The organism is Mucilaginibacter sp. (genome assembly GCF_965200995.1).
Taxonomy (GTDB): domain Bacteria; phylum Bacteroidota; class Bacteroidia; order Sphingobacteriales; family Sphingobacteriaceae; genus Mucilaginibacter.
Map to the genome: position 1 here is coordinate 1,625,479 of NZ_OZ241743.1, position 24,593 is coordinate 1,650,071.

Consider the following 24,593-nt stretch of genomic DNA (forward strand, 5'->3'; position numbering starts at 1 on the left):
ATGAAAACTGAAGAACAATTACGCTACCCCACAGGCCGTTTCACGCCGCCTGCCTCTTATACCCAGGAGGATCTGCGACTATATATACAAGAAATTAAAACACTGCCCGGCCGACTGCGCAATGCGGTTATTAAATTGACCGATGCCCAGCAAAACACGCCTTACCGCACCGGTGGCTGGACGTTAAAACAGGTAGTACACCACCTTGCTGACAGCCACATGCATGCCCTGTGCCGCATAAAATTCGCACTTACCGAAGCTAATCCTACTATTAAACCCTATGCAGAAGCCGACTGGGCTACCCTGCCCGATTACCACCTTCCGGTAGAATCATCCTTTAAACAGTTAGAAGGCATACACCAGCACCTGACAGCGCTTTTCGAGAGTTTTACGGAGCCGGAATGGGCAAAAACATTTCAGCATCCGGAGTTAGGAACAATTAATTTGAAGTGGCTGCTGGCACAGTATGCCTGGCACGGTAAGCATCATTTGGCACACATTACAGAGAAAAGCAGGGAGATGCTGCAGTAACAGCAGTTTCTGCTTCCGTTTGATTGTAACAGTGTTTATACTTATTGTAAGTTAAGTGTTGTATTTTGCAGAAAGATTGCTGCCGAATACTTTTAATTTCATCACACCACTTAACTACACATACCCATGTTATCTGCTCAATACAAATTAAACGGAAGAATTTGGATTGAATCTTCAGATGGCCCTTTAATAGGGCCGGGGCGGGTTGATCTGTTAGAACGCATACAGCAATGCGGCTCCATCCGCCAGGCTGCATTGCAGATGCAAATGTCATACCGGCAAGCCTGGCAGTTGATTGATGATATGAATACCCGGCTTAACGAACCTGTAGTAATGTCGCACCGGGGCGGCAAAGGCGGCGGCTATGCCGAGGTAACTGAGAATGGCTTGCGGGTGATACAGCAATTCAAAATCATTGAGCAGCAATTTCAGAAGTTTTTAGCTGCATGCAGTGAACAACTTAAAACAGATTGAACCTGCTTATTTGCAAAATCAGGGCAGCATATCCAATTCTGCTTTATACCTTTACGCATGCGTTGGTCCTACCTTTTATTTTCAGGCGTTATGGCACTTACTGCCTGCCAGTCGTCAAACTCACCTGTAACTACGAAAAAGCCAGATTCTGCAATTGCTAAAATAGCGGTACAAGAAAAGCCAAATGCGCCGGCCTCGCATTTGATTGGTGTATGGCTGGACGAAACCCTGAAAACCGAACAGGGAGAAAAGATTGCTTATCAAATGGTGCGCAGTGGTGAAAAAACGTATCTGCAGGTAATTAGCTTTACCGGTACAAAACTGGATGTAAACGATAACCCGCCACTATCGCCTTCAGCAATGGAGCTAAAGCGCAATGGGCAAAAATACATCAGTACAGAAAGGCCTAACGAAATTTACACGTTTGATAAAAGCGGCGCTATGCTGGTATATGATGAAACCGGCCTGCTGATGAAATGTAAACGGATGCTGTAAAAGCATTACCAATATTACTTCCGAATTATTTTGAAGTAGATATTCCTTCCTCTTTAGCTTTCTTAATATTTCCTACCAGTTCGGGGTTTTGAGGCGGCAGCTTGCTGGTAGTTACCTCCACCTCTTCCTGCTTCACATGCACCGCATATGGGGCCGGCTCTATATGGCTGCCATTGGCTTCGGCATATACCTGGGTAAACTCGGCACCTATGTATAATATGGCTGCCGTGTAATAAATCCATACCAAAAGTACGATAAGCGACCCTGCGGCACCATAGGCAGACTCCTGAGCAGAGTAATGCAGGTACAAGCTAATCAAATACTGACCCAACATGAATAATATAGCGGTAAAGAAGGCACCTGAACGCACATCCTTCCATTTAATCTTTGCATCGGGCAGCACCTTAAATACAATACCAAACAGCACCGAAATGACCAGGAAGGAAATAAACAGGTTAATACCATCAATTAACCAAATGGTTATACTGGGTAAAAAGTGCTGCAATTTATCGGTTATTGCTGTAATTATTACATTAACTAAAAGCGTAACCAATAACAAAAAGCCCAAGCCGCCAATCAGCGAAAATGAAACAAAGCGGTTAGTTAAGATTTTTACCCAGCCCCTTTTAGGTTTAGCTTTTACTTTCCAGATAATATTCAGGGAATCCTGGATTTCTAAAAACAAACTGCTGGCACCAATGAGGAGCGTAACAATACCCGAAATTAAAGCAAATCCGCTTTTACCGGAAAGTTGTAAATGGCCTATGATACTTTGTATTTGTGCTGCAGCTTCTGCCCCTACGTAGCGGGCAATTTGCGGGTATAAGCGGCCCGAAGCAGCATCATTGCCATAAACCAATCCCGCCATGGAAATAATTAAAATCAGCAATGGCGCAATAGAAAAAATGGTATAATAAGCCAGTGAAGCACTTAATTTTAAACCATTATCATCAGAGAAGCCTGAAAAAGTAGCCACCAGCACTTTCCACAATTCTTTAAAATAAGCTTTCGAGAAATATTTTTTCATAAAGGAGATACCATTTTACAACTGTTGGGCAGCTGTTTAACCATAGTTACTTGGCTATAGTACAGCAAAAATCAACTTAAAGTTTTACAAAAGTGCAAAATGCACAATCAGATAAAATTTGTTTACCTGAAAATATCACCGCGCTGATAATACCAGTAAATCCAGATCCTTACACGGAATATTAAAACGTTCGGCCAGGTGCTTATTGGTTAAATGGCCATTGTAAATATAAACCGCATTTCGTACACCGGCTTTTTGCCATATTACATTAGCAATGCCGCCCTTTTCACCAATATCCAGCAGTATAGGCGTAAATATATTAGTTAACGCATAGGTGGCTGTACGGGCCACGCGTGAGGCAATGTTGGGCACACAGTAATGAATGACATCGTACTTGCGGAATACCGGATGCGCATGATTGGTTACCCTTGAGGTTTCAAAACAGCCGCCCTGATCAATACTTACATCAATAATTACGGAGTTGGGCTTCATGTGGCTTACTGTTTCCTCAGTTACAATACAGGGGCTGCGGCCATCTTCGGCGCGCATGGCGCCTATGGCTACATCGCAGGTGGTAATGGCTTTTTCCAGCACAATGGGCTGCATCACCGAGGTAAACACCCGGTTGCCAATGCTGCTCTGTAAGCGGCGCAATTTATAAATTGAGGGGTCAAATACCTTTACTTCGGCACCCAGTGCCAATGCGGTACGGGCAGCCAGTTCGCCTACGGTACCAGCGCCTAAAATCACGATCTCGGTAGGCGGTACACCGGTTATACCACCCAGCATCAGCCCTTTGCCGTTAAATACATTGCTCAAATATTCGGCAGCGATTAATACTGATGTAGCGCCCACAATTTCACTCATAGCGCGTATTACGGTGAGGATGTTGCCCTCATCACGCAGATGCTCATAAGAAAGTGCTGTAATTCTTTTATTAAGCAGCGCCTGCAGATTTTCAGTTTTCAGGGTAGAAATCTGAAGTGTGGAAATCAGGATTTGCCCCGGCTTCATCAGCTCTATCTCCGGCATCATGGGCGGAGCAACCTTAATCACAATGTCCGACTCGTAAACGGATTTGCTGTCGTACACAATTTGTGCGCCTTGCTCGCTGTAATCCTTATCAGAAAAATTAGCGGCCTGGCCGGCATTGGTTTCCAGCATCACCTGGTGGCCGTTATTCACCAGCAGCGCTACAGATAGCGGGGTTAAAGCAATGCGGTTCTCCTGAAAAGATATTTCGCGCGGAATGCCAATCTGTAAACTGTTTTTACGGCTCTTTACTTCCAGCATCGACTCCTGAGGCTGCAGCATGGCCTGCTTCGCTACATCTGAAAAACCGCTATATAACCCTGAACTCATGTCTGCTCTTTTTCCGGCTGATGAAGTTATGCAATTCCCCTCGCATTTTAAAACTAAAAGTTTTCAATGGTGATATGCCGTGCCTGCCGGGCATCGACTGCTATGCTTATTTTAAGGAAATGGTCGGGCAGTAAATCCGGTATTTTTTCGGGCCATTCCACAAAGCAGTAATCACCCGAATAAAAGTATTCCTCGTAACCCATATCCAATGCTTCGGTCTGATTTTTAAGGCGATAAAAATCGAAGTGATACACTTTCCCCTGCCTGCCCTGGTACTCATTCACAATAGAAAAGGTAGGGCTGCTGGCCTGTTCTAATACGCCCAATTGGCTGCATAATTCCTTAATGAGCGAGGTTTTACCGGCCCCCATTTCACCGTAAAACAAGAATACTTTTTGGTTGGCCGCTTGGCCAAGGATTGTTGTGGCTGCTTGGGGAAGCGCTGGGAGAGAATTAACGGTCATTCTTTCGATAAGCTATAACTTCTAAATCGCTGATTTTTCCGAAAGCTTTGTCTGCTGATACTATAGGGATATTTTTATTGATTGCAGAAGCAGCAATTATACTATCAGGTAGTTTAAGCAACCCCGTTCTTCGTAATTCAATAGCTTTAAGCTTAACATCTTTATCAAGCTCAACAATGTTTACTGATTGAATGAAGGTATCTATAATTTCAATTTCAGCAGATGAAAGATTCTTGGAAGCGTACAACTCAATTTCGGTAATGATAGATATAAAAACAGTTTGCCCCTCTAACAAATCGGCTAAATTAACATCGCCCCCTAATAAATAAATACAAATGTTAGTATCTATAAATATTTCAGTCCCATTCATTACGCAACCGCTGTTGAATAACTAATGCATCTTCATCAAATTTAATCTTACCGCAAAATTTCTTTGCATCAAATTTCTTTACGGATTTGCGCTTGGCAAGCATTTCTTTGACAGCCTTGATATCAGCACTGTCTTTTATCTCTATCACCATAATCAAACTTACTAAATTAACCTGAATTATTTAGGCCCGTAAGTGGCAATCGGTACAATCATTTCCTCTAATGAAATACCCCCGTGCTGAAAGGTTTCGTTGTAAAGGTTTACGAAATGGTTGTAGTTATTAGGATATACAAAATAGCTGTCCTCTTTGGCAAATACAAAGCTGGAGCTTACATGCAGGCGGGGCAGCTGGGCATCGGCCGGGTTACGGATATGGAATACCTCTTTGGCGGTAAAATTTAAATTTTTGCCCTGCTTATAGCGCAGGTTGGTATTCGTATTACGGTCGCCGATAATTTTGCTTGGGTTTTTCACCTTTATAGTACCGTGGTCGGTTGTAATAATTACCCGTACCTGCTTCTGCGCCAAAAACTTCAGCAAATCCAGCAATGGCGAATGCTCAAACCACGACAGGGTAAGTGAGCGGTAGGCAGCATCATCACTGGCCAGTTCACGTATCATCTGCATATCGGTACGCGCGTGCGACAGCATATCCACAAAGTTGTAGACCACTACGTTCAGCTCGTTTTTCAGCAGGTTGTTTACCGAATCATTTAGTGAACGGCCTTCATCTATATTTAATATTTTATGATAGGAGTATTTGCACTCTTTGCGCAAACTGCGCTTAATCTGGTCGCCTAAAAAAGTTTCTTCATGCAGGTTTTTACCGCCTTCGTCCTCGTCATTCTGCCACAGGCCGGGAAAACGTTTTTCCATTTCCAGTGGTGTTAAACCGGCAAATATGGCATTACGGGCATATTGAGTAGCGGTAGGCAGGATGCTATAATAGGTGTCTTCTTCTTCCAGCCGGAAATATTCCGTAATGATAGAGTTGATGATCCGGTATTGATCATACCGCAGGTTATCAATCAGGATAAAAAACAGCGGGCCGCTTTCCAGTTTTGGGAACACCTTCTTTTTAAACAACTGGTGCGAAAAGGTAGGTGCCTTGTCCGGGTTCTTCATCCAGTCGATGTAGTTCTTTTCTACAAATTTGCAAAATTGGGTATTGGCCTCTGCCTTTTGCATGGTTAAAATCTCGTGCATCCCGGCATCTTCCAGGCGCTCCAGCTCCAGTTCCCAGTAAATGAGCTTTTTGTAGGCATCAACCCATTCCTGGTGGCTCAGGTTGTCATTCAACGTCATGCCCAGCGTTCTGAAGTCCTGCTGGTAGGCCATGGTGGTACGCTCGGTAACCAGGCGCTTGTTCTCCGTAAGTTTTTTAATGGTGAGCAATACCTGCTTGGGGTTTACAGGCTTGATCAGGTAATCATCAATGCGCGAGCCTATGGCGTCCTCCATCATCGGCTCCTCCTCATTTTTGGTAATCAGTACCACCGGTACATCGCCATTGATGCCTTTGATTTGGGTGAGGGTTTCCAGGCCGGTAAGGCCGGGCATATTTTCGTCTAAAAATACCAGATCGTAATAATTGCTTTTAAAAGCATCTACGGCATCCATGCCATTGGTTACGGTTTTTACCTTGTAACCTTTTTCGTTCAGTAGTAATATATGGGGCTTTAAAAGGTCGATCTCGTCATCGGCCCAAAGTATCGTAGTTTCTTGCATGTCGGCACAAATATGTTCGGTTATAACCTATTATTATAGCATTTGTTGTTATAAACTTTTTCGCCTTAACAATTATTAACACTTGCATAGTGCAGGGTTTGCATTAATTTAACATTTTTGCAAAGCACTTACAGGTACACTTGAATAAGAAGAAAATTATCAATGACCCGGTGTACGGCTTCATCACTGTACCTACCGATCTGGTGTTTGACCTGATCGAACACCCTTACTTTCAGCGCCTGAGATACATCAAGCAATTGGGCATGACGCACCTGGTTTATCCCGGTGCGCTGCATACCCGTTTCCATCATGCGCTGGGCGCCATGTACCTGATGCGGCTGGCTATTGAAACGCTGTGTGATAAGGGGCTGAACATTACAAGTGAGGAACAAGAAGCCGTGCAAATAGCCATCCTGTTGCACGATATTGGCCACGGCCCCTTCTCTCATGCTTTAGAGCGGCACATTGTACAAGGAATATCGCATGAGGATATCTCAGCCCTGCTGATGGATAAGCTGAACCATTATTTCGGGGGCAGGCTTACGATGGCGATTGAGATATTCAAGGATGAGTACCCCAAGCGATACCTGCATCAGCTGGTATCCAGCCAGCTGGATATGGACCGGCTGGATTATCTTAACCGCGACAGCTTTTATACCGGCGTATCAGAGGGTATTATCAGCTCGGAGCGCATTATTAAAATGCTGAATGTAGTGGATGATAACGTGGTGGTGGAAGAAAAAGGCATTTACTCCGTTGAAAAGTTTTTGGTGGCCCGCCGGCTGATGTACTGGCAGGTGTACCTGCACAAAACCGTTACCTCGGGCGAGCAGTTACTGGGCAAAATTTTACAGCGGGCACGGATGCTATCCTTACAGGGGCAAAAACTTTTTGCCACGCCGGCATTAAACCATTTCCTCTCACAAAATATCTCAAGAGAACAGTTTATCAGCGAGGATCATCATATTGAAAAATTTACCTGCCTGGATGATACCGATATTATGGCAGCGGTAAAAGTATGGACAGGCAGTGAAGATAAGGTGTTATCGATACTTTGTAATAATTTTGTGCAGCGGCGGCTCTATCATGTAGATATTACCAACGAGCGGCCCAATGATATACTGATGGACGAGCTTTGCCGCCGGGCCATGAAAAAATATAACGTAAATGCAGAAGAGGCGGAGTATTTTGTGTTTAAAGACGTGATCAGCAATAATGCTTATAAAGTAAATGATGCCAAGATCGGTATACTAATGAAAGACAGAACCATAACAGATATTACCATAGCCAGTGATAACTCCAGTTTAGAGGCCTTAGCCAAAACGGTAGAAAAGTATATTCTTTGCTATACCAAAGACCTCGATTGAAGTGTATGGAGGTTAATATATATAATTTGCTGCTTAATTTTTAACCTTTAAATTTGCCCGATGCAATTTACTGCCCAGGAAATAAGCTTAATGCTGAACGGAACTGTTGAAGGCGATACTGCGGCAGTAATCAGCCATCTGGCAAAAATTGAGGAGGCCCGCCCGGGCTGCCTTTCTTTCCTGTCAAATCCCAAGTATGAGCATTACCTGTATACCACACAGGCTTCGGTGGTTATTATAAACCGCAACCTGACATTAAACGGCCCGGTACTGCCTGCATTAATCCGTGTAGATAATGCTTACAGCGCTTTTTCGGTATTACTGGAAAAGTACAGTTCGTTAAAACTGGACAAAAAAGGGCAGGAAGAACCGCATTATATTGATGCTACAGCTACCATAGGAAACAATGCCTATATTGGGGCATTCAGTTACATTGGCGCAAATGTAACAATGGGGAACAACTGCAAAATTTACCCTAATGTTTACGTTGGCGATAATGTAATTATTGGCGATAATGTAACCTTGTTTGCCGGAGTGAAAATCTATTTTGACTGTACCCTGGGCAGCAACATTATTGTACATGCCGGCGCAGTTATTGGCAGCGATGGCTTTGGGTTCGCTCCAAAGCCAAATGGCGGCTACACTAAAATTGCTCAGATCGGCAATGTAATTATTGAAGACGATGTAGAAATCGGGGCCAATACTACCATTGACCGGGCTACTATGGGGGCTACCATTATTCATAAAGGCGTTAAATTGGATAACCTGATACAGATAGCTCATAACGTAACCATCGGGCATGATACGGTAATGGCAGCGCAAACCGGTATTGCAGGCAGCTCCACAATAGGCAGCAATTGTATTATTGGCGGCCAGGTGGGTATTGTAGGGCACCTTACTGTTGCCAACGGCACTCAAATGCAGGCGCAAACGGGGGTAAACAGCTCTATAAAAGAGCCGAACAAAAAGTGGGGCGGCACACCAGTACAGCCTTACCAAAACTTTTTGCGCTCCAGTGTAGTTCATGACCGGCTGCCCGAACTGGAGAAGAAAATCAGAGAATTAGAAAAAATTATAACAGAGTTACGGAGCCATCCTGAAAACGTATAACAGGTATGGCTCTTAACACCAAGTAGGATGAATGTAAAACAAAGAACCATTAAAGCGGCAGTATCGGTATCGGGAACCGGATTACATACCGGGGAACGTGTAACCATGACGTTTAACCCTGCCCCCGAAAACCACGGCTTCAAATTCAGAAGGGTGGATGTGGAAGGGCAGCCGGTAATTGACGCTGATGTGGACAATGTAACTGATACTTCGCGCGGCACAACCCTTACCCAGAACGGCGCCAGTGTGAGTACGGTAGAGCACGTATTGGCAGCATTGGTGGGGTTGGAACTGGATAATGTACTGATTGACCTGGACGGCCCTGAAACGCCGATTATGGATGGCAGTTCGATGCCGTTTGTAGATGCCATAGGTAAAACCGGCTTTACTGAGCAGGATGCCGACCGTGAGTATTATCATATTCCCTACAACATACATTATACCGAGCCCGACCGTAAAGTTGAGATGGTAGCCATGCCGCTGGATGATTACCGCTTTACCTGCATGGTAGACTATAATTCGGCGGTGTTGGGTACCCAGCATGCCAGTATTTCTACTTTATCTGAGTTTGAAAAAGAAATTGCCTCCTCCCGAACCTTCTGTTTTTTGCATGAGCTGGAAATGCTGCTGAAGCACAACCTGATTAAGGGCGGCGATTTAAACAACGCCATTGTAGTGGTGGATAAAGAGGTGAACGATGACGAACTTTTGCATTTAGCCAAGCTGTTTAACCGTGAAGGTATACAGGTAGCACCGCAAGGTATACTGAACAATATTGAATTGCGTCATCAGAATGAGCCTGCCCGCCATAAATTGCTGGATATGATTGGTGATCTGGCTTTAGTAGGTGTGCCGTTGCGCGGCCATATTATGGCCGCCCGCCCTGGCCATGCCGCTAACGTAGCGTTTGCCAAAAAAATTAAATCGCTCATCAAAAAAGAGCGAAGCCGCAAGCACATTAAGGTGTACGACCCCAACACCAAGCCGGTGTATGATACGGTGCAGATTATGAATATACTGCCGCACCGCCCGCCTATGCTATTGGTGGATAAGATTATCGAGCTGACCAAAACCCACGTGGTAGGGGTAAAGGGTGTAACCATGAATGAGCCTTTTTTTACAGGACATTTTCCGGGTGCGCCTGTAATGCCGGGTGTGCTTCAAATTGAGGCCATGGCTCAAACGGGTGGCATTTTGGTATTGAATACTGTGCCCGACCCGGAAAATTACCTTACCTTGTTCCTGAAAATTGAAAACGCACGCTTTAAAGACAAGGTATTGCCTGGCGATACCCTTATTTTCCGATGCGATTTGGTAGCGCCTATCCGCCGGGGCATTGCCCAGATGAAAGGCATTGGTATGGTAGGCGAAAAAATAGTGGTTGAAGCCGAACTGATGGCGCAAATTGTAAGATATAAAGAAAAAGAAGCATGATCCAGCCCTTAGCCTATATTCATCCGCAAGCTAAGATTGCCGATACTGTAGTAATTGAGCCGTTTGTTACCATTCATAAAAATGTAGAGATTGGCGAGGGTACCTGGATAGGCTCCAACGTAACTATTATGGAAGGCGCGCGCATCGGTAAAAACTGCCGCATCTTTCCGGGTGCGGTAATTTCAGCCATCCCGCAGGATTTAAAATTTAAAGGCGAAAATACAGTAACTATTATAGGTGATAATACCACCATACGCGAGTGTGTAACCATTAACCGGGGCACGCAAGACCGATGGAAAACTGAAATTGGCCGTAACTGCCTCATTATGGCTTACTGCCACGTTGCGCATGATTGTGTAATAGGTGATTACTGCATATTTTCCAATAATACTACACTGGCCGGCCACATCACGGTGGGTGATTATGTGGTACTGGCGGGCATGGTAGCTATTCATCAGTTTTGCAAAATAGGTTCACATGCCTTTATCACTGGTGGTTCATTGGTGCGTAAGGATGTGCCGCCCTATATCAAGGCCGCCCGCGAACCGCTTTCCTACGCCGGCATTAATTCGGTAGGTCTGCGTCGCCGCGGTATCTCTGATGAAAAGATCAACGAGATACAGGATATTTACCGCGTGTTGTTTGTAAAGAATAACAACGTAACCAAAGCCATGAACATCATTGAAACCGACTTTAAACCCACCGAAGTGCGAGATGAAATCCTCAATTTTGTGCAGGGCTCGCAGCGTGGTATCATGAAGGGATTTGGGGGTAATTAATTTTGGTTCATTGGTTTAGTAGTCATTAGTTCATTGGTAAGTATAATTTAACTAATGCCTCAATGAACTAATGACTACTGAACCGATGAACCAACTTTCCATCTCCCTGCAAAATATTGGCCGCCGCTACAACCGCGACTGGATTTTCAGGGGAATAGATTACATCTTTTTGCCGGGCGAAAGCTATGCGGTGCTGGGGCCTAATGGGTCGGGTAAATCTACGCTGTTACAAGTACTCAACGGCAGTCTTTCGCCGTCGGCAGGTCAGCTTACCTATACCTTTAACCAGCAGCCGCTGGAAGTGGAGGATGTATATCAATACCTGAGCATGGCCGCACCTTATTTAGAATTAATTGAGGAGTTTACCTTAACGGAGATGATCGATTTTCATTTCCAGTTTAAGGCTTTGTACTCCGGTATAACCAAAGGCAGTATTATTGAACTCTTGGGTTTACAGGCCAGCCGCAACAAAGCTATCCGTTATTTTTCTTCGGGCATGAAGCAACGCCTTAAGCTGGCTTTGGCTTTTTGCGCCGATACGCCGCTGCTTATGCTGGATGAACCTACCTCCAACCTCGATAATCAGGGCATAGAATGGTATTACAGTTTGGTTGAAAACTTTGCCGCAGGCCGCCTTACTGTGGTTGGGTCTAATCAGGAGCACGAATACAGCTTTTGCCGGCACCGCCTGCACATTACCGATTACAAACCGCGGCCTGCCGCACGCTAAGTACTTAACAGCTTGTTTGTTTGCCTTGAAGTGGCTAAGTTTGCACTCACATTAATTATTATGTCTAAAGCATCAGAAATAAAGAACGGAAACATCCTGCGGTTCAATGGCGAGCTGGTTCAGGTTGAAGAGTTTATACACCGCACGCCGGGCAACCTGCGTGCATTTTACCAGGCGCGCATGCGCAACGTAAAGTCCGGCAAACTGGTAGAATACCGTTTCCGTACCGATGAGGAAGTAAACATTGCCCGTGTAGAAACCAATGATTACCAGTACCTGTACGAAGATGGCAACGACCTGGTGATTATGGATAACACTACTTATGACCAGTTTAATGTACCTAAATTCCTTTTTGGCAACGGCGTTAAATTTTTAAAAGAAGGTGCCAATGTAATTGTAGCCTTCGAAAGCGACGAACCCATTATGGGCAAAGCTCCGGCCTCTGCCGAACTGGAAATTACTTATACCGAGCCTGCCGTGGCTGGCAATACTTCAACCAATGCTTTGAAAAATGCTACCGTTGAAACCGGCGCCGAAATTAAGGTACCATTATTTATCAATATTGGAGATAAGGTAAAGGTAGATACCGAAACCGGCGCTTATGTGGAGCGGGTAAAGGGATAATTCTTTACACTACACATATTGTTTGTCATCCTGATCGAAGCGGCATTTAATCGCAAAGATATCCACAACACGTCATTGCGAGGAACGAAGCAATCACTGACTTACACAGCGGCCATGCCTATCAGTGATTGCTTCGTTCCTCGCAATGGCGCGCTGCCTTTATATACAATGCTTTTTACAAAAAATTTAACCTTTGCTTAGAACGGCTATATAATTAAATGCCGCGATAGCGAAGGATTTGTGCGGTAGATAACCAGCTTTACAGTTCCTTCGCTATCGCTCAGGATGACATTTGTTTTTAAAGTGAAATGACCAAGCAGCAATTACGTAAGCATTTTACTACCCTCCGGCAACAGCTCACTTTAACGGAGTACGATGCCCTCAGCCAGCAATTGCTGCGGCAGTTTCAACAGGTGGATTTAACCGGTATCAACTGCATTCACCTGTTTCTACCGGTGCTGGAACGTAAAGAACCCAACACACTGCTCATTCGAAATTGGTTGAAGGAGCAGCATCCGCACATCAAACGCGTATTCCCCAAAGCTGATTTTACTTCTTATATCATGCAAAGCTACGCTGATGATGAGCATTTACAACTTGTAGTAAATGACTTTGGCATCACTGAACCATTGGAAGGTACCTTAATCAATAATCAGTTAATAGACTTAATTGTAGTTCCACTGTTAGCTGTTGATCAGCAAGGCTACCGCGCAGGCTACGGTAAAGGCTTTTATGACCGCTTCATTGCCCGTTGCCGCCCGGAGGTGCACCTGATGGGGCTGTCTTTTTTTGAACCGGTAGAAAAGATTGATGATCTGCATGAGTTTGATGTACCGCTGCACAGTTGTATTGTGCCCGATAAGATATTGTACTTCAATTAGCCTGCCTTTTGGAACCAGTACATCTTAACAAGTGATGGTTGGTATATATTCGCATCCAGTTAATGCAAACGCTGTTAGCAGTACGTGGCAACCCTAACTAATATCATAACTACCTTTTCCCTATCTCTTTCGTCATTTTCAGGGTAAGCGTGAGCAAGAGCAGTAAGGCTATGCCGCCTGCAATCCATAATACCCAAGCAGGTACAGTACCTGATGGCCTGATGCTTTTAGCATACGGCAACAAAAGTACCGGCCCGTGCCCTACTACCTGCAACCGGCGATTAATACTGTCGGCAAAAAACTGCAAGTCATACCGTGGCGTGGTTGCTTTGCCATCGCCAAAATATAAGGTATAATGGTGTTGTTTTTCCAGATAGGCAACAAGCGATTGCTGTACTTGATAAGCCAGAACAGATTTTAACCCTAACGGCGGATTGTCTTCATTCAGCATAATCAACTGTAGCCGTTTTGTTTTGGCCGAAATATACAAATCTCCATTATTAGCCGGACTAATGAACGTATCCTGTAACCATTCACGGGTTTTGCCGCTGATGCTGTAAATCTGTAGCTGGCGCCGGTAGTACTTGGTGCCCTCGAACTGTAAATGCAGTTTGTTAATACGATAGGCATCCCTGAAAACAATGTCAATCAGGCTACGGTCTGCCTTGCGTGTAGTTGTAAATTTAACCACAGGCACCGGCACATAATCTGTTAATGCTCGCTGCTGCAGGTAAACACCGGCCTTCAGGATACGTACAGGGGCAAGGGTGCGGTTATTTACCTGTATCTTAAAATACCGGTAGGTACTTACCGGAAAGGCCAGCAACGCTTCAAAAGTTCCATTTTGGTTAGATGCGGTTTGCTGTAAAGTAATCTGTTCCTTAACCGCAAACCAGTGCTGCAAATCGTCGCCTCCTAATACATTTACTGTGCGGTTTACGGCCGTGTTTTGCAGGGTAAGCCATAGCTGATTGATGCCTGACCCGGTCTTGTTTTCTGCGATATAAAAGAGCAGTGAATCTGCTGATGCCGCCATGCGTACCTCTGGCAGCTGCCGGTAACTGCTTTGCGCCCGTACTGGTAACGCATTACCCGGCAGGTAAGGCACTGCATTGCTGTGCTCATCCATTAACCTGATATCTGCCAGGCCGGGCTGGCACTTTGCAGTTAAATCAGGCTGCAGGGCAATGCTGTAGAACCGGCCCGAATCTACCTGCTGCACCGCCGCTTTGTATTTAAATTGCTGCTGTGCCAGTGCCGGTGTACAAGCCAACAGCAGCAAAGCGCTAATTTTTGCTTTCAGGCGTAGCTTCATCTTCTGCAATAATTTTTTTAACCTTTTGATACATAAAAGAAACAATAAGCAGCAATACGCCCAGGCAAAAGAAGGCGGCTATTTTGCCTGCCGGCGGAATGTTGCGGATATCGAACAGGAAAAGCTTGATCAGCGTAATCGAAAAAAGGGTTAGCGAAATAATGCGTAGTGTACTTACCTTATAACGCATACCCAGCCACATCAGCGCGAAGGACAGCAGGCCCCATAATACCGGCAGGCCGGTTTTGATGTAAACAGTAGTAATACGGTCCAGTGAGTGCTGCGGGGTATAAAACAGCATGTTACTGGCCAAAGAAACTTCCAGGCTCAGGAACAAAACAATGGCCGCGGCAATTACCCAGCTGGCTATCTTCACTAATCTTTCCGGCAATTGCTGCCTTGCTGCCTGTATCAGCTGGTAAAACAGCATTCCTGCTATAACAACACTTGCCCAATGAGCTATAAAGTGTGCCGGCTGTGCCATGTGCAGTACCAATATACGGTATTGCGCATCAAAAAATGACGGGCTAACCAGCAGGTAGATAATAACAGCAAGCGCCGGTAAAATTAAGTTTATAAGGGGAGGTAGCTTTATTGCCGTAATCTTGCGGAGAACCATGCAAAAGATATAAATGAAAGCCGGTATGTACAGCATCAGGTACAGCGCATTTAATGCGGTATCAGGGTAGTGGTTTAAAAACTGATGATTAATTTCCAGATAGCCGCTCAAAAAGAGAAGTACAAATGCGGTATATTGGTATATGCGTTTTTTTATCTTTATGCCGTAAAGGCTTCCCGATTCATCCTTACTGATAAGAAGGTAGAGCAAATAGGAGCTTAAAGCCGCCATTAGCGTAGTGATAAAGCCTTTATTGGCTATTATAGTTAGGGTTAATGCTGGCGAACTGTAAAGTTGTTGCCAATCTATAAACAAACTCAGAAGCATCATAGCCCATACAATAAGGGCGGTTAGCTTCATTAGCTGTATGCCCGATTTGAGGTAGAGCCAGTATAACAGCACGGCTTCGGCAGCCCAAAACATAGTGACATAATGCCCGTGAAGCTGTATGGGAGCCGTAAGCGAGATGAAGGTTAAGGTAATGCCAATCAGCAGATACAGTATATTGGTATCTGCCTTTTTTATTTTGAACAGCACGAATGACAGTATCAGGTTTAGTACTGCCAGGCTGGCCGAAAACACCCCCCGCAAGCCTCCCTGGTGCATGGCCGTAAGCAGGTACAGGCCTGCTGCAAAATAAAGCGAAGTATTGATGAGCAGTATGCTGAAGTCGACCGCAACAAATGCCTTGTTTTCCTTTACATTATTGGCCACGTTGGTAGTGAAAAATAACAGGTACAGTACACTGCAATACCAGAAACCCAACACATAAGCATTGGGCGGAAGTATAGCTATAATGGCTGTGCAGATAAGTACCGTAAGTGCAAAGGCCGATATATTGAGGATGCGCCATAACTTAAAGTAAGCAATGGCCAGCAAACCGGCATTTAATATAATAATATAGATAAATAAGGCATTGTAATTGGCATGCCCGCTACTTACCATGAACGGACTGCTTAAACCGCCCACCAGGGCAATTACCGCCAGTTCTTGCCTGTCATACAGCAGGGAAAGCACTACCGCAAAAATGGTAATTACAATCAGGATAATAAAAGAGGCGGTTTGGTTGAACAGATGAAACTGGTGATAAGCCAGCGTAATGGTAAAATATAACACCGCAAGCCCGCCGCCTACCAGCACCGAACTAAAGGCCTTATAGCTGCTGCGCAAACGATGTGCTATGCCAATAAGGATAGCGCCGCATAGCACCCCAATGCCCACGCGGCCTACCGGGCCCACCCAGTCATTATCAATGGCGTATTTTACAAAAAAGCCGATGGCCAGCACCAGAATGGCAATACCGATTTTGTTCACCAAATTCTCGCCGATAAATTTTTCCAAATCAGGATGCCGTTCAAAAAAAGACGGACGGGGTGTACGAGGCTTGGGTACAGGCGGGTGGTAAGGTGGTCTTACAGGTAACCTTACCGGCTGCGAAGGCCCGTTGATCACTTCTTTTTGCCGCTCCGCCGGTACAGGTTCGGCCGGGCGCGGTAAAGGTGGCGCCGTTGCTGGTTTGGGTAAAGGCGCAGGCTCTGCGGGTTTAGGCGGCTGCTTTACTTCCGGGCGGGCAGTTTCTGCCGCCGGGCGGTTTTCGAGGCTTTGTTTCAGCAACCGGTGTAGTTCCTGCAGCCTTATATCCAAGCGTTCTATCTTCGTATCATAACTACCCTTGTATCTAACCAGCAGGTAAATGATCACCAGCAGAAGTAAAATCAGTAAAAACTCCATAGGAAAAGGTTAAGCAGTAAATATATAGGATATTTTTACAAAACAGCTATATACCCGGCACTATGTGGTACAGGTTCTTCTCTGGTGTAAAGATGACATCTTTATTTATAACGGAAGCTCAATGGTATATGCCTCAACAAAATTGCCTTCTTCATTTAGCAGAAAACTCATGGGATGCTCCGGGTCTTTAATAATTTCGAACAGCAGGAAGCCCCATTTTTTCCAGAAGCTTTCCAGCACTTGTCCATAGGTTTTTTCCTGCCAGTCATCAAACGGAGGCTTTTGGTGGTTGCCGCGCAGGGGCATAGCCTCAATGTCAATTACATCGGGCAGGGGCAGCACCTGGTATTCGGGCAGGCGGTTAAAAAGGTAAGCCGAGTAGAAAAGGCGGGCGCAAACTTCTTCAAATTGTATAGGATGCAGGGTTTTCCCCTCCAGCTTTTGCAGTACATCTCCGTGGTAGAAACGGTTGGTGCCATTATCCTGCAAGCACAATATTAAGCCGAAATCATTTAACCGGATGCAAAACGTAAGCGTGTTGATCTCATCGCGGTAGCTAAACTCATTTTCCGCATTGTTCACCTTAAACAGCAGCAGGCTATAAGGCTTAAACCCATCGAATTGCAGTGGCAGATTGAGGCTCTGCAGCATGAGGTGCAGGTTGCCAAACTTATGCCGCAATGCCTGACTCAGGTGAAAGCTTTCGCCCATGGCATGCTGCTGCCGTATACCGGCCTGCATCTCATTAAAAATAATGCCGTACAGCAACTTACCCGCCCATTGAAACAACTTAATCTCGTCCAGTTGCTTCACCGCTTCGTAACCATGCTCAAAGGCAGCAGCCACTTCGGTTTCCAGCGGTGCAATAAAGCTTTCGTTTGTTGCTGCGGCGCAAGGCAGCTTCAGATCCTTGTAGCCCACATAGTTCTGGTCCAGCAGCTTGATCATCTTATCCTCCAGCTGGTAACGGGCCATCAGCCAGGCCGGGAAAACCTGTATCTTTTCTTCTTCGGAGTTAAGGGGTTCACCGGTTAAGAAGCAGCTGCGGTTGCCAAAATTAAACTGCTCGAACGGTTGATAAAGTTGTGCCGACATGGGCCGCAAAGATACACAGCTTTTAACCGTTTAATTTTTAGCTTTGATTTTTAACATGAAACTGACGTACCGCCCCTTCGAGCTGCAGCTGAAGCACCGCTTTACCATCGCTAAGTTTTCGCGTACGGCTACACCACTCATGTTGCTGCAACTGGAGCACGAAAGGTACACCGGGTATGGCGAGGCTTCGATGGTGCCTTATATGGGCGAAAGCGTGGAAATAGCTACCGCGTTTTTGAACCAGGTAGATGTTAGCCGGTTTACCTATCCGTTCAACTACCCTGAAATTATAGCTTACTTAGACAGCCTGGCACCCGGTAACCCGGCTATTAAGGCGGCTATTGATATTGCCTTGCATGACTTAGAAGGCAAACTGCGGCAACAGCCCTGCTGGCAGTTACTGGGCAGCAACCCGGCCCTGATGCCGGCAACCAGTATTACCTTGGGTATTGATACACCTGATGTGCTGGCCCAAAAAGTAAGCGAAGCCGAAGGGTTTAAATTCATCAAAGTGAAGCTGGGCAGCGATAACGACAAGCAATTAATTACCACTATTCGCAGCCTTACCGAAGTGCCGCTATATGTGGATGCCAACCAAGGCTGGACGGACCGTGAGCAAAGCCTCGACCTGATTTACTGGCTGCAGGAGCAGGGTGTGCAACTGATTGAGCAGCCCATGCCGAAAACGGATGTGGACGGCAATGCCTGGCTTACCGAACGCAGCCCCATCCCCATCATTGGCGATGAAGCCGTGCAGCGCCTGCCCGATGTGGAAAAGGTGGCAGGCGTATATCATGGCATCAATGTAAAGCTGATGAAATCGGCCGGGATATATGAGGCACAACAGATGATTATAAAAGCCCGTAAACTGGGATTAAAAGTACTCATCGGCTGCATGAGCGAAACCAGTTGCGCTACCCTTGCCGCAGCAGCCCTGGCCCCGCAATGCGACTGGGCCGATCTGGACGGGCCTTTTTTAACCAGCAACAACCCGTTTGCCGCCCCTGCATTTAAAGATGGTAGATATGTATTAAATGATGCGCCTGGACTAGGCCTCTCACTTTAATTGCAAACGCATGTAAACTAAAACAGCGCCGGTGCTTTTAATTAACACGGCGCTGTTTTAGTTCAAATACTCTACAGTAATTACATTTTTGTTGCTGTACTATCTTTCTTCATTTTACGATTCGCCTGCATTTTTTGCTTTTTCATGTCTTTCCACTGCGCAAATTGCTGCTGCTGGGCAGGGGTAAGCACGGCATTAATTTTTGCCTGCGTATCCTCAGCAATAGTTTTTTTCTTTTTGCCGTTGCCCTTTACGCCCGGATGCATCTTTACGCTGTCCAATTGTACCGCACGAGAGGTATAAATGGCATTTACCTTGGTGGCCTGGTCGGCGGTCAGGTTCAGTTGCTTTTGCAAGGTTTTGGTAGCGCGGTCTGCCTTTTGCTGGTCGGTTAATGGGGTTTTAGTTTGTGCGTTAGCCAACAGGCCGAAGCCGGCAACAAAGGCCAGCATCATCAGTAATTTTTTCATTGTGTTGTTTTTGGTTTGGATTGAAAAGGGTTGTTAAAGGTTTATGTGCTGCAATTTAAATATTTTGTTACAGATAGTAAAATTATAAGGTGTCATTCCGATCGTCAGCGAAGAAACTGTATAACAGCAGAGCAAAGCGTACAGGTTCTTCGCTGGCGCTCAGAATGACAGTAATTGGTCGTTACCCAAACAGCAGCCCGAAAACTTCCTCAATCCGCCCCACCGTTTTAATTTCAATATTGAAACGCGACAGGTCCATCTGTGCCTTGTCCTTTTTGCCGCTGGGTAGGTTGTATTTGGAAATAAATATCTGCTCAAAGCCTAACTTCTGCGCTTCAGCAATGCGCTGCTCTACGCGGTTTACAGCACGTATTTCGCCCGACAGGCCTAATTCGCCGGCGAAGCAGGTTTTAGAAGGGATAGCAATATCCTGATTGGAGGAAACAATAGCTACTGCCAAACCCAAATCGATGGCCGGGTCTTCTACCTTAATGCCGCCGGTGATATTCAGGAACACATCCTGGCTCGATAGCCGAAAGCCGCAGCGTTTCTCTAACACAGCCAGCAGCATATTCATACGGCGTGTATCAAAGCCCGTGGCCGAACGCTGGGGCGTACCGTATGCCGATGTGCTCACCAGCGCCTGTGTTTCAATCAGCATAGGCCGCAGGCCCTCCAGCGTAGCGCTGATGGTTACCCCGCTCAGGGCTTCATCACGTTGTGACAGTAAGATTTCGGAGGGATTAGAAACTTCCCGCAAGCCCGCCCCCAGCATTTCGTAAATACCCAATTCTGAGGCTGAGCCAAAACGGTTTTTATTAGCGCGCAAAATGCGGTACACATGGTGCTGGTCGCCCTCAAACTGCAATACCGTATCTACCATGTGCTCTAAAATTTTTGGCCCGGCAATAGAGCCGTCTTTGGTGATATGGCCGATCAGGAATACCGGCGTAGAACTCTCTTTAGCAAAGCGCAGCAGCTCGGCGGTACACTCGCGCACCTGCGATACACTGCCCGGCGTAGATTCAATATGTGCCGAATACAAAGTCTGAATAGAATCCACCACCACCAGATCCGGCTGGATGACTTCGATCTGCTTAAAAATATTCTGGGTAAAAGTTTCGGTCAGAATAAAGCATTCCTGCCCGTTGATGCCCTTGCCTTTAAGGTATGGTGTAAGGCGCTCGGCCCGCATCTTAATCTGGCGGTCGCTTTCCTCACCACTGATATACAGCACCTTCATATTCGGCATGCTCAAAGCCACCTGCAGCATCAGGGTAGATTTACCAATGCCCGGCTCGCCGCCAATCAATACCAGTGAGCCGGATACAATACCACCGCCTAATACCCGGTTCAGTTCCTGGTCGGGCGTAATGATGCGGTGCTCCTCGCTGTACTGAATGTTGGAAACCTGCACCGCCTTGTTGGCCCGTTGCTGCGTGGTAGAACCCGTAGCCTTCCAGTCGGGTATGGCGGCATTTGATTTTTCAATTACTTCCTCTACAAAGGTGTTCCATTGCTGGCAGGCCGGGCATTTGCCCAGCCATTTAGGTGACTCGAAGCCGCAATGCTGGCAGAAATATGATGTTTTAGTTTTAGCCATAATTTACCCCTCCCAACCCTCCCGGGGGGAGGGTTAAAAAGTCTATATTAGTTTATAATTCATTTATACAAAAGCCCTCCCCCTCGGGTTGGGAGGGGTAATAAATATAAGCAAAAAAGCTGATGCCCGGGGTTACCGAACATCAGCTGTATGTAATTTGTAAACTGTTCTTTTCTATGATTCAGACGGCACCTGGTGCCGTCCTATTATTGCTTTATTATAAGTCCTCCCCTTTGGGGAGGGTTGGGAGGGGTTTAAAGCTTTATTTCTTCTTCCTTCGAGTTAAAGAAATGGAACTCCGTCATCTGGTAAGACGGGTTGCTTTTTACCTTAATCCACTGGTTATACTTAAAGTACCACCGCATTTGCTGACTGAGAAACCCTTTTTTAATGTATCCTTCAATGTAGGGATGCACACACAGCGTAATCTTCTTCTCATTCTGCTCGGTGAGGATGTAATTGAAGTTATTCTCAATATCATCCATAAGCAGTATGGTAGGCCGTATGGTGCCGGTGCCGTGGCAGGCAGGGCAAACTTCGCTGGTTACAATATTCATTTCGGGGCGTACCCGCTGGCGGGTAATCTGCACCAAACCGAACTTGCTGGGCGGCAATATGGTATGCTTGGCCCGGTCATGCGCCATTTCCTCGCGCAGCCAGTCAAACAGTTCCTTGCGGTTCTGCGGTTTATGCATATCAATGAAATCCACCACCACAATACCGCCCATATCGCGCAGGCGCAGCTGGCGCGCAATTTCGCGTGCTGCCTCCTTGTTCACCATCAGCGCATTATCTTCCTGGTTCTCCTTGTTGGCCGTGCGGTTACCGCTATTCACGTCAATAACGTGCAGCGCTTCCGTATGCTCAATTACCAGGTAAGCGCCGCCGGGCAGGTTTACCGTTTTGCCAAAGGCCGATTTAATTTGCTTCTCAATGCCGTAATGCTCAAATATCGGTTCGCGGTGCTTGTGCAGCCGCACGATGCTTTCCAGATCGGGCGATATCTCATGTACATAAGATTTCACTTCCTCAAAAATCCCGTTATCGTTCACATAAATGTGCTGAAAGTCGGGGTTCAGAATATCGCGCAGCAGGGTAGATGTCCGGTCAATCTCACCTAAAATTTTCTTAGAGGGTTCGGTGGCCGGCATCTTGGTCATGAAAGTTTCCCACTTAACAATTAAGTCCAGCAGATCCTTCTGCATTTCAGTTACGCCCTTACCTTCTGATACGGTACGGATAATTACGCCGAAATGCTCAGGCTTAATGCTCTCAATCACCTTGCGTAAACGGCTGCGCTCGGTGTTGCTCTTTATCTTTTTGGAGATAGAGATGGTTTCCGAAAACGGCACCAGCACCACATAGCGCCCGGCAATGGAAAGGTCGGAACTTAAGCGCGGGCCTTTGGTAGAAATTGGTTCCTTGGCAATCTGCACCGGTAAAAGCTGGCCCTTGCTCAGTACATCAGCTATTTTGCCCGACTTGTTAATGTCGGCTTCCAGTTTAAATTGGTCCAGCAGTTTAGATTGGTAACCGCCGGTACGCACCTGCTTGGTTAACTTCAGCAGGCTCTGCACCTGTGGCCCCAGGTCTAAATAATGCAAAAAAGCATCCTTCTCGTAGCCTACATCAATAAAGGCAGCATTAAGCCCGGGCATAATTTTTTTAACCTTGCCCAGGTAAATATCCCCAACGGTATAATTATTGGAAACCTGCTCTTTATGAAGTTCAACGAGTTGCTTATCCTGCAATAAAGCAATAGTAGCCCCATTGGGGGATGAATCGATAATTAATTCTTTTATCAACTGCTACTCCATGTTATAAGGCAGCCATTCGGGCTGCCTCGAATAAAGAAAAGAGATAAGTAAAAAATATACCCATTGCCTGCCTTGGGGCAAACAATGGGTTAACCGGCAGGGCCGGCTTATTTTTTCTTATGACGATTTTTTCTTAAACGTTTTTTGCGCTTGTGGGTAGCCATTTTATGTCTTTTACGTTTCTTTCCGCTTGGCATAAGTTTTTAATTTTTAAGTGAGTTAATTTTTTAATTCGTTTATAAAATCGTCAATACGCTTCCCGAAGGTTGGGTCGGGCATTAATTCTTTACATTTTTGGTAAGCCGCAATGGCTTCTTGTTTCCGGCCCAGCTGCTTATAGCTTTCGGCCAGGTAAAAATACGGTTCCAGTATCGGTTTTTTGGCATCAGGCTTTTGCGCCACCAGTTTTTCGAAACGGCCCACCGCTTTTTCATACTGGCCCGATTTCATGGCAAACTGGCCCAAAGCTAAGTTGGCGTTCCAGTTGCCGGGGTCTTTTTCTACCACGCCGCGCAGTATGCCAATGCCTTCCATCGGGCTGGCGGCTGCGCCGTTTACATCGGCAACGCCTAAACCGGTTTGTGCATCAAGGTTCTCCGGCTTCAGCTTGATGGCCTGCCGGAAAGCAGCGGCTGCATTGGCATTAAATGCCGGCTGCATGGTACTGTCCTGCGTAAACTTGTAAGCCTCATTGAAACGGTTGCCCGCAGTAAGCCAGTCTTCAAATTTACCGCCGCTTCTGGCCAGTTCCTGGTAGTAAAAAGCGGCCGGGGCCTGAATGTTCACATCATCCCATTGCTTGGTCAACTGGCGCTGCAGGGTAATCTTGGCTGCGCCTTTTGCGGTTTTCAACTGTCCTTCGAGGTTACTGATCTGGGTAGCTAAAGCCGGAGCCAGCGCCGCTTTAGCCGAAGCCGATACCATATCTACCGTTACGTTGGCTACCGGGGCAGCTTCAGAAACCTGACCGCCACCAGATGATGCACTGGAGCGTCCCTCTTTTGGCTTAATGAGCCCCTTTACCGGCTGCACATACAAATAGCCCATCATTACTACAATGACACCGATTACAACTATTTGCTTTTTATTCATGAGATGTGCGGTTTTACTTATTTTTTGGACTTTTTATTGCCGGTTCTTACTTTTTCTACAAAGGTTTTTGCAGGCTTAAAACTGGGCACAAAGTGCTCGGGGATAATAATGGCGGTATTTTTTGAGATATTACGTGCGGTTTTTTTAGCTCTTTTCTTTACCACAAAACTACCGAAACCTCTTACATATACATTTTCGCCTTCTACCATCGAGGTTTTTACCACCTTGAAGAACGCCTCAACAGTTTCCTGAACATCAACCTTCTCTATGCCTGTTTTAGATGAGATTTCAGCAATTATTTCCGCCTTAGTCATATCTTTTTTCTATTAAATTTTTATGTAAATACTTAACTGTTTTGGGGTTGCAAAAGTATAGGTTAAAAAGGAAAGAGAAAAATAAAACCGTGTTT

General features: G+C 45.9%; 25 protein-coding genes. 11 read left to right on the forward strand and 14 right to left on the reverse strand.

The features are described 5' to 3' along the window. From ACY652_RS07665 to ACY652_RS07675, 3 genes are all read left to right on the forward strand, one after another. Entirely contained in the window at positions 1 to 531 is a 531-nt protein-coding gene (locus tag ACY652_RS07665; RefSeq protein WP_462267519.1) for a YfiT family bacillithiol transferase, read from the forward strand. A gap of 126 nt (positions 532 to 657) precedes the next feature. After that, positions 658 to 1,005: a winged helix-turn-helix domain-containing protein gene (locus tag ACY652_RS07670; RefSeq protein WP_462267521.1), complete on the forward strand. Its 348-nt coding sequence runs from the start codon at positions 658 to 660 to the stop codon at positions 1,003 to 1,005. A 90-nt stretch (positions 1,006 to 1,095) separates the two neighbouring features. After that, positions 1,096 to 1,500, forward strand: a complete 405-nt coding sequence (locus ACY652_RS07675; protein ID WP_462267523.1) for a hypothetical protein — start codon at positions 1,096 to 1,098, stop codon at positions 1,498 to 1,500. Between the two features lie 25 nt (positions 1,501 to 1,525). On the opposite strand, the gene ACY652_RS07680 is transcribed toward ACY652_RS07675, so the two are convergent. The 6 genes from ACY652_RS07680 to porX all read right to left on the reverse strand — a co-directional run bounded on the left by ACY652_RS07680 (position 1,526) and on the right by porX (position 6,451). Further along, positions 1,526 to 2,527: a YihY/virulence factor BrkB family protein gene (locus ACY652_RS07680; protein WP_462267525.1), complete on the reverse strand. Its 1,002-nt coding sequence runs from the start codon at positions 2,525 to 2,527 to the stop codon at positions 1,526 to 1,528. 135 nt (positions 2,528 to 2,662) lie between these two features. Further along, positions 2,663 to 3,889 carry an alanine dehydrogenase gene (locus tag ACY652_RS07685; RefSeq protein WP_462267527.1) on the reverse strand — a complete coding sequence of 409 codons (1,227 nt, stop codon included), beginning with the start codon at positions 3,887 to 3,889 and terminating at the stop codon, positions 2,663 to 2,665. 53 nt (positions 3,890 to 3,942) lie between these two features. Continuing rightward, positions 3,943 to 4,353: a tRNA (adenosine(37)-N6)-threonylcarbamoyltransferase complex ATPase subunit type 1 TsaE gene (gene tsaE / locus ACY652_RS07690; protein WP_462267529.1), complete on the reverse strand. Its 411-nt coding sequence runs from the start codon at positions 4,351 to 4,353 to the stop codon at positions 3,943 to 3,945. Further along, the gene (locus ACY652_RS07695) at positions 4,343 to 4,723 is read right to left on the reverse strand and encodes a type II toxin-antitoxin system VapC family toxin (protein WP_462267531.1); all 381 of its coding nucleotides are present in this window, start codon (positions 4,721 to 4,723) and stop codon (positions 4,343 to 4,345) included. The genes tsaE and ACY652_RS07695 overlap by 11 nt, the downstream gene beginning before the upstream one ends. Further along, a complete protein-coding gene (locus tag ACY652_RS07700; protein ID WP_462267533.1) occupies positions 4,710 to 4,874 on the reverse strand; it encodes a hypothetical protein in 165 nt (54 codons plus the stop codon). The genes ACY652_RS07695 and ACY652_RS07700 overlap by 14 nt, the downstream gene beginning before the upstream one ends. A gap of 26 nt (positions 4,875 to 4,900) precedes the next feature. After that, a complete protein-coding gene (porX, locus tag ACY652_RS07705; protein ID WP_462267535.1) occupies positions 4,901 to 6,451 on the reverse strand; it encodes a T9SS response regulator signal transducer PorX in 1,551 nt (516 codons plus the stop codon). A 140-nt stretch (positions 6,452 to 6,591) separates the two neighbouring features. On the opposite strand from porX, the gene ACY652_RS07710 reads away from it, so the two are divergent. The 7 genes from ACY652_RS07710 (at position 6,592) to ACY652_RS07740 (ending at position 13,376) form a co-directional block, all read left to right on the forward strand. Further along, the gene (locus ACY652_RS07710) at positions 6,592 to 7,818 is read left to right on the forward strand and encodes an HD domain-containing protein (protein WP_462267537.1); all 1,227 of its coding nucleotides are present in this window, start codon (positions 6,592 to 6,594) and stop codon (positions 7,816 to 7,818) included. 60 nt (positions 7,819 to 7,878) lie between these two features. Next, a complete protein-coding gene (gene lpxD / locus ACY652_RS07715; protein ID WP_462267539.1) occupies positions 7,879 to 8,928 on the forward strand; it encodes a UDP-3-O-(3-hydroxymyristoyl)glucosamine N-acyltransferase in 1,050 nt (349 codons plus the stop codon). Between the two features lie 27 nt (positions 8,929 to 8,955). Further along, positions 8,956 to 10,362, forward strand: coding sequence for a bifunctional UDP-3-O-[3-hydroxymyristoyl] N-acetylglucosamine deacetylase/3-hydroxyacyl-ACP dehydratase (locus tag ACY652_RS07720; protein WP_462267541.1), 1,407 nt, complete (start codon positions 8,956 to 8,958; stop codon positions 10,360 to 10,362). Next, positions 10,359 to 11,141, forward strand: a complete 783-nt coding sequence (gene lpxA, locus ACY652_RS07725) for an acyl-ACP--UDP-N-acetylglucosamine O-acyltransferase (RefSeq protein ID WP_462267543.1) — start codon at positions 10,359 to 10,361, stop codon at positions 11,139 to 11,141. Before ACY652_RS07720 ends, lpxA begins: the two co-directional genes overlap by 4 nt. Before the next feature lie 85 nt (positions 11,142 to 11,226). Further along, positions 11,227 to 11,871 (forward strand): ABC transporter ATP-binding protein, encoded by a 645-nt coding sequence (locus ACY652_RS07730; RefSeq protein WP_462268232.1) that lies wholly within the window; start codon positions 11,227 to 11,229, stop codon positions 11,869 to 11,871. Between the two features lie 60 nt (positions 11,872 to 11,931). Continuing rightward, a complete protein-coding gene (gene efp / locus ACY652_RS07735) occupies positions 11,932 to 12,495 on the forward strand; it encodes an elongation factor P (protein WP_462267545.1) in 564 nt (187 codons plus the stop codon). Positions 12,496 to 12,803: 308 nt separating this feature from the next. Continuing rightward, positions 12,804 to 13,376 (forward strand): 5-formyltetrahydrofolate cyclo-ligase, encoded by a 573-nt coding sequence (locus tag ACY652_RS07740; protein ID WP_462267547.1) that lies wholly within the window; start codon positions 12,804 to 12,806, stop codon positions 13,374 to 13,376. Between the two features lie 109 nt (positions 13,377 to 13,485). Here the strand turns inward: ACY652_RS07740 and ACY652_RS07745 are convergent, their stop codons facing one another. The 3 genes from ACY652_RS07745 to ACY652_RS07755 form a co-directional block, all read right to left on the reverse strand. Then, positions 13,486 to 14,691, reverse strand: a complete 1,206-nt coding sequence (locus ACY652_RS07745; RefSeq protein WP_462267549.1) for a hypothetical protein — start codon at positions 14,689 to 14,691, stop codon at positions 13,486 to 13,488. After that, complete coding sequence (locus ACY652_RS07750) at positions 14,663 to 17,041, reverse strand: DUF2339 domain-containing protein (RefSeq protein ID WP_462267551.1); 2,379 nt, start codon at positions 17,039 to 17,041, stop codon at positions 14,663 to 14,665. Before ACY652_RS07750 ends, ACY652_RS07745 begins: the two co-directional genes overlap by 29 nt. Before the next feature lie 105 nt (positions 17,042 to 17,146). Next, positions 17,147 to 18,136 (reverse strand): hypothetical protein, encoded by a 990-nt coding sequence (locus tag ACY652_RS07755; protein ID WP_462267553.1) that lies wholly within the window; start codon positions 18,134 to 18,136, stop codon positions 17,147 to 17,149. Positions 18,137 to 18,191: 55 nt separating this feature from the next. On the opposite strand from ACY652_RS07755, the gene ACY652_RS07760 reads away from it, so the two are divergent. Beyond that, positions 18,192 to 19,202, forward strand: a complete 1,011-nt coding sequence (locus ACY652_RS07760) for a dipeptide epimerase (protein WP_462267555.1) — start codon at positions 18,192 to 18,194, stop codon at positions 19,200 to 19,202. Positions 19,203 to 19,282: 80 nt separating this feature from the next. Here the strand turns inward: ACY652_RS07760 and ACY652_RS07765 are convergent, their stop codons facing one another. The 5 genes from ACY652_RS07765 to ACY652_RS07785 form a co-directional block, all read right to left on the reverse strand. Then, positions 19,283 to 19,672 (reverse strand): hypothetical protein, encoded by a 390-nt coding sequence (locus ACY652_RS07765; protein ID WP_462267557.1) that lies wholly within the window; start codon positions 19,670 to 19,672, stop codon positions 19,283 to 19,285. 181 nt (positions 19,673 to 19,853) lie between these two features. After that, positions 19,854 to 21,275: a DNA repair protein RadA gene (gene radA / locus ACY652_RS07770; protein WP_462267559.1), complete on the reverse strand. Its 1,422-nt coding sequence runs from the start codon at positions 21,273 to 21,275 to the stop codon at positions 19,854 to 19,856. A gap of 254 nt (positions 21,276 to 21,529) precedes the next feature. After that, positions 21,530 to 23,080 carry an Rne/Rng family ribonuclease gene (locus ACY652_RS07775; protein ID WP_462267561.1) on the reverse strand — a complete coding sequence of 517 codons (1,551 nt, stop codon included), beginning with the start codon at positions 23,078 to 23,080 and terminating at the stop codon, positions 21,530 to 21,532. Between the two features lie 231 nt (positions 23,081 to 23,311). Continuing rightward, positions 23,312 to 24,184, reverse strand: coding sequence for a tetratricopeptide repeat protein (locus ACY652_RS07780; protein ID WP_462267563.1), 873 nt, complete (start codon positions 24,182 to 24,184; stop codon positions 23,312 to 23,314). 17 nt (positions 24,185 to 24,201) lie between these two features. After that, positions 24,202 to 24,498 carry an HU family DNA-binding protein gene (locus tag ACY652_RS07785; protein ID WP_462267565.1) on the reverse strand — a complete coding sequence of 99 codons (297 nt, stop codon included), beginning with the start codon at positions 24,496 to 24,498 and terminating at the stop codon, positions 24,202 to 24,204. Between the last annotated feature and the right edge of the window lie 95 nt (positions 24,499 to 24,593).

Bases quoted from the DNA above. Each gene is read 5' to 3' on its own strand.
- ACY652_RS07670 (WP_462267521.1), top strand. From the start codon at position 658: ATGTTATCTGCTCAATACAAATTAAACGGAAGAATTTGGATTGAATCT.
- lpxD (WP_462267539.1), top strand. From the start codon at position 7,879: ATGCAATTTACTGCCCAGGAAATAAGCTTAATGCTGAACGGAACTGTT.
- porX (WP_462267535.1), bottom strand. From the start codon at position 6,451: ATGCAAGAAACTACGATACTTTGGGCCGATGACGAGATCGACCTTTTA.
- ACY652_RS07765 (WP_462267557.1), bottom strand. From the start codon at position 19,672: ATGAAAAAATTACTGATGATGCTGGCCTTTGTTGCCGGCTTCGGCCTG.
- ACY652_RS07780 (WP_462267563.1), bottom strand. From the start codon at position 24,184: ATGAATAAAAAGCAAATAGTTGTAATCGGTGTCATTGTAGTAATGATG.
- tsaE (WP_462267529.1), bottom strand. From the start codon at position 4,353: ATGACCGTTAATTCTCTCCCAGCGCTTCCCCAAGCAGCCACAACAATC.
- ACY652_RS07665 (WP_462267519.1), top strand. From the start codon at position 1: ATGAAAACTGAAGAACAATTACGCTACCCCACAGGCCGTTTCACGCCG.
- radA (WP_462267559.1), bottom strand. From the start codon at position 21,275: ATGGCTAAAACTAAAACATCATATTTCTGCCAGCATTGCGGCTTCGAG.
- ACY652_RS07675 (WP_462267523.1), top strand. From the start codon at position 1,096: ATGGCACTTACTGCCTGCCAGTCGTCAAACTCACCTGTAACTACGAAA.
- ACY652_RS07700 (WP_462267533.1), bottom strand. From the start codon at position 4,874: ATGGTGATAGAGATAAAAGACAGTGCTGATATCAAGGCTGTCAAAGAA.
- ACY652_RS07695 (WP_462267531.1), bottom strand. From the start codon at position 4,723: ATGAATGGGACTGAAATATTTATAGATACTAACATTTGTATTTATTTA.
- ACY652_RS07760 (WP_462267555.1), top strand. From the start codon at position 18,192: ATGAAACTGACGTACCGCCCCTTCGAGCTGCAGCTGAAGCACCGCTTT.
- ACY652_RS07785 (WP_462267565.1), bottom strand. From the start codon at position 24,498: ATGACTAAGGCGGAAATAATTGCTGAAATCTCATCTAAAACAGGCATA.
- ACY652_RS07755 (WP_462267553.1), bottom strand. From the start codon at position 18,136: ATGTCGGCACAACTTTATCAACCGTTCGAGCAGTTTAATTTTGGCAAC.
- ACY652_RS07720 (WP_462267541.1), top strand. From the start codon at position 8,956: ATGAATGTAAAACAAAGAACCATTAAAGCGGCAGTATCGGTATCGGGA.
- ACY652_RS07750 (WP_462267551.1), bottom strand. From the start codon at position 17,041: ATGGAGTTTTTACTGATTTTACTTCTGCTGGTGATCATTTACCTGCTG.
- efp (WP_462267545.1), top strand. From the start codon at position 11,932: ATGTCTAAAGCATCAGAAATAAAGAACGGAAACATCCTGCGGTTCAAT.
- lpxA (WP_462267543.1), top strand. From the start codon at position 10,359: ATGATCCAGCCCTTAGCCTATATTCATCCGCAAGCTAAGATTGCCGAT.
- ACY652_RS07745 (WP_462267549.1), bottom strand. From the start codon at position 14,691: ATGAAGCTACGCCTGAAAGCAAAAATTAGCGCTTTGCTGCTGTTGGCT.
- ACY652_RS07730 (WP_462268232.1), top strand. From the start codon at position 11,227: ATGAACCAACTTTCCATCTCCCTGCAAAATATTGGCCGCCGCTACAAC.
- ACY652_RS07740 (WP_462267547.1), top strand. From the start codon at position 12,804: ATGACCAAGCAGCAATTACGTAAGCATTTTACTACCCTCCGGCAACAG.
- ACY652_RS07685 (WP_462267527.1), bottom strand. From the start codon at position 3,889: ATGAGTTCAGGGTTATATAGCGGTTTTTCAGATGTAGCGAAGCAGGCC.
- ACY652_RS07680 (WP_462267525.1), bottom strand. From the start codon at position 2,527: ATGAAAAAATATTTCTCGAAAGCTTATTTTAAAGAATTGTGGAAAGTG.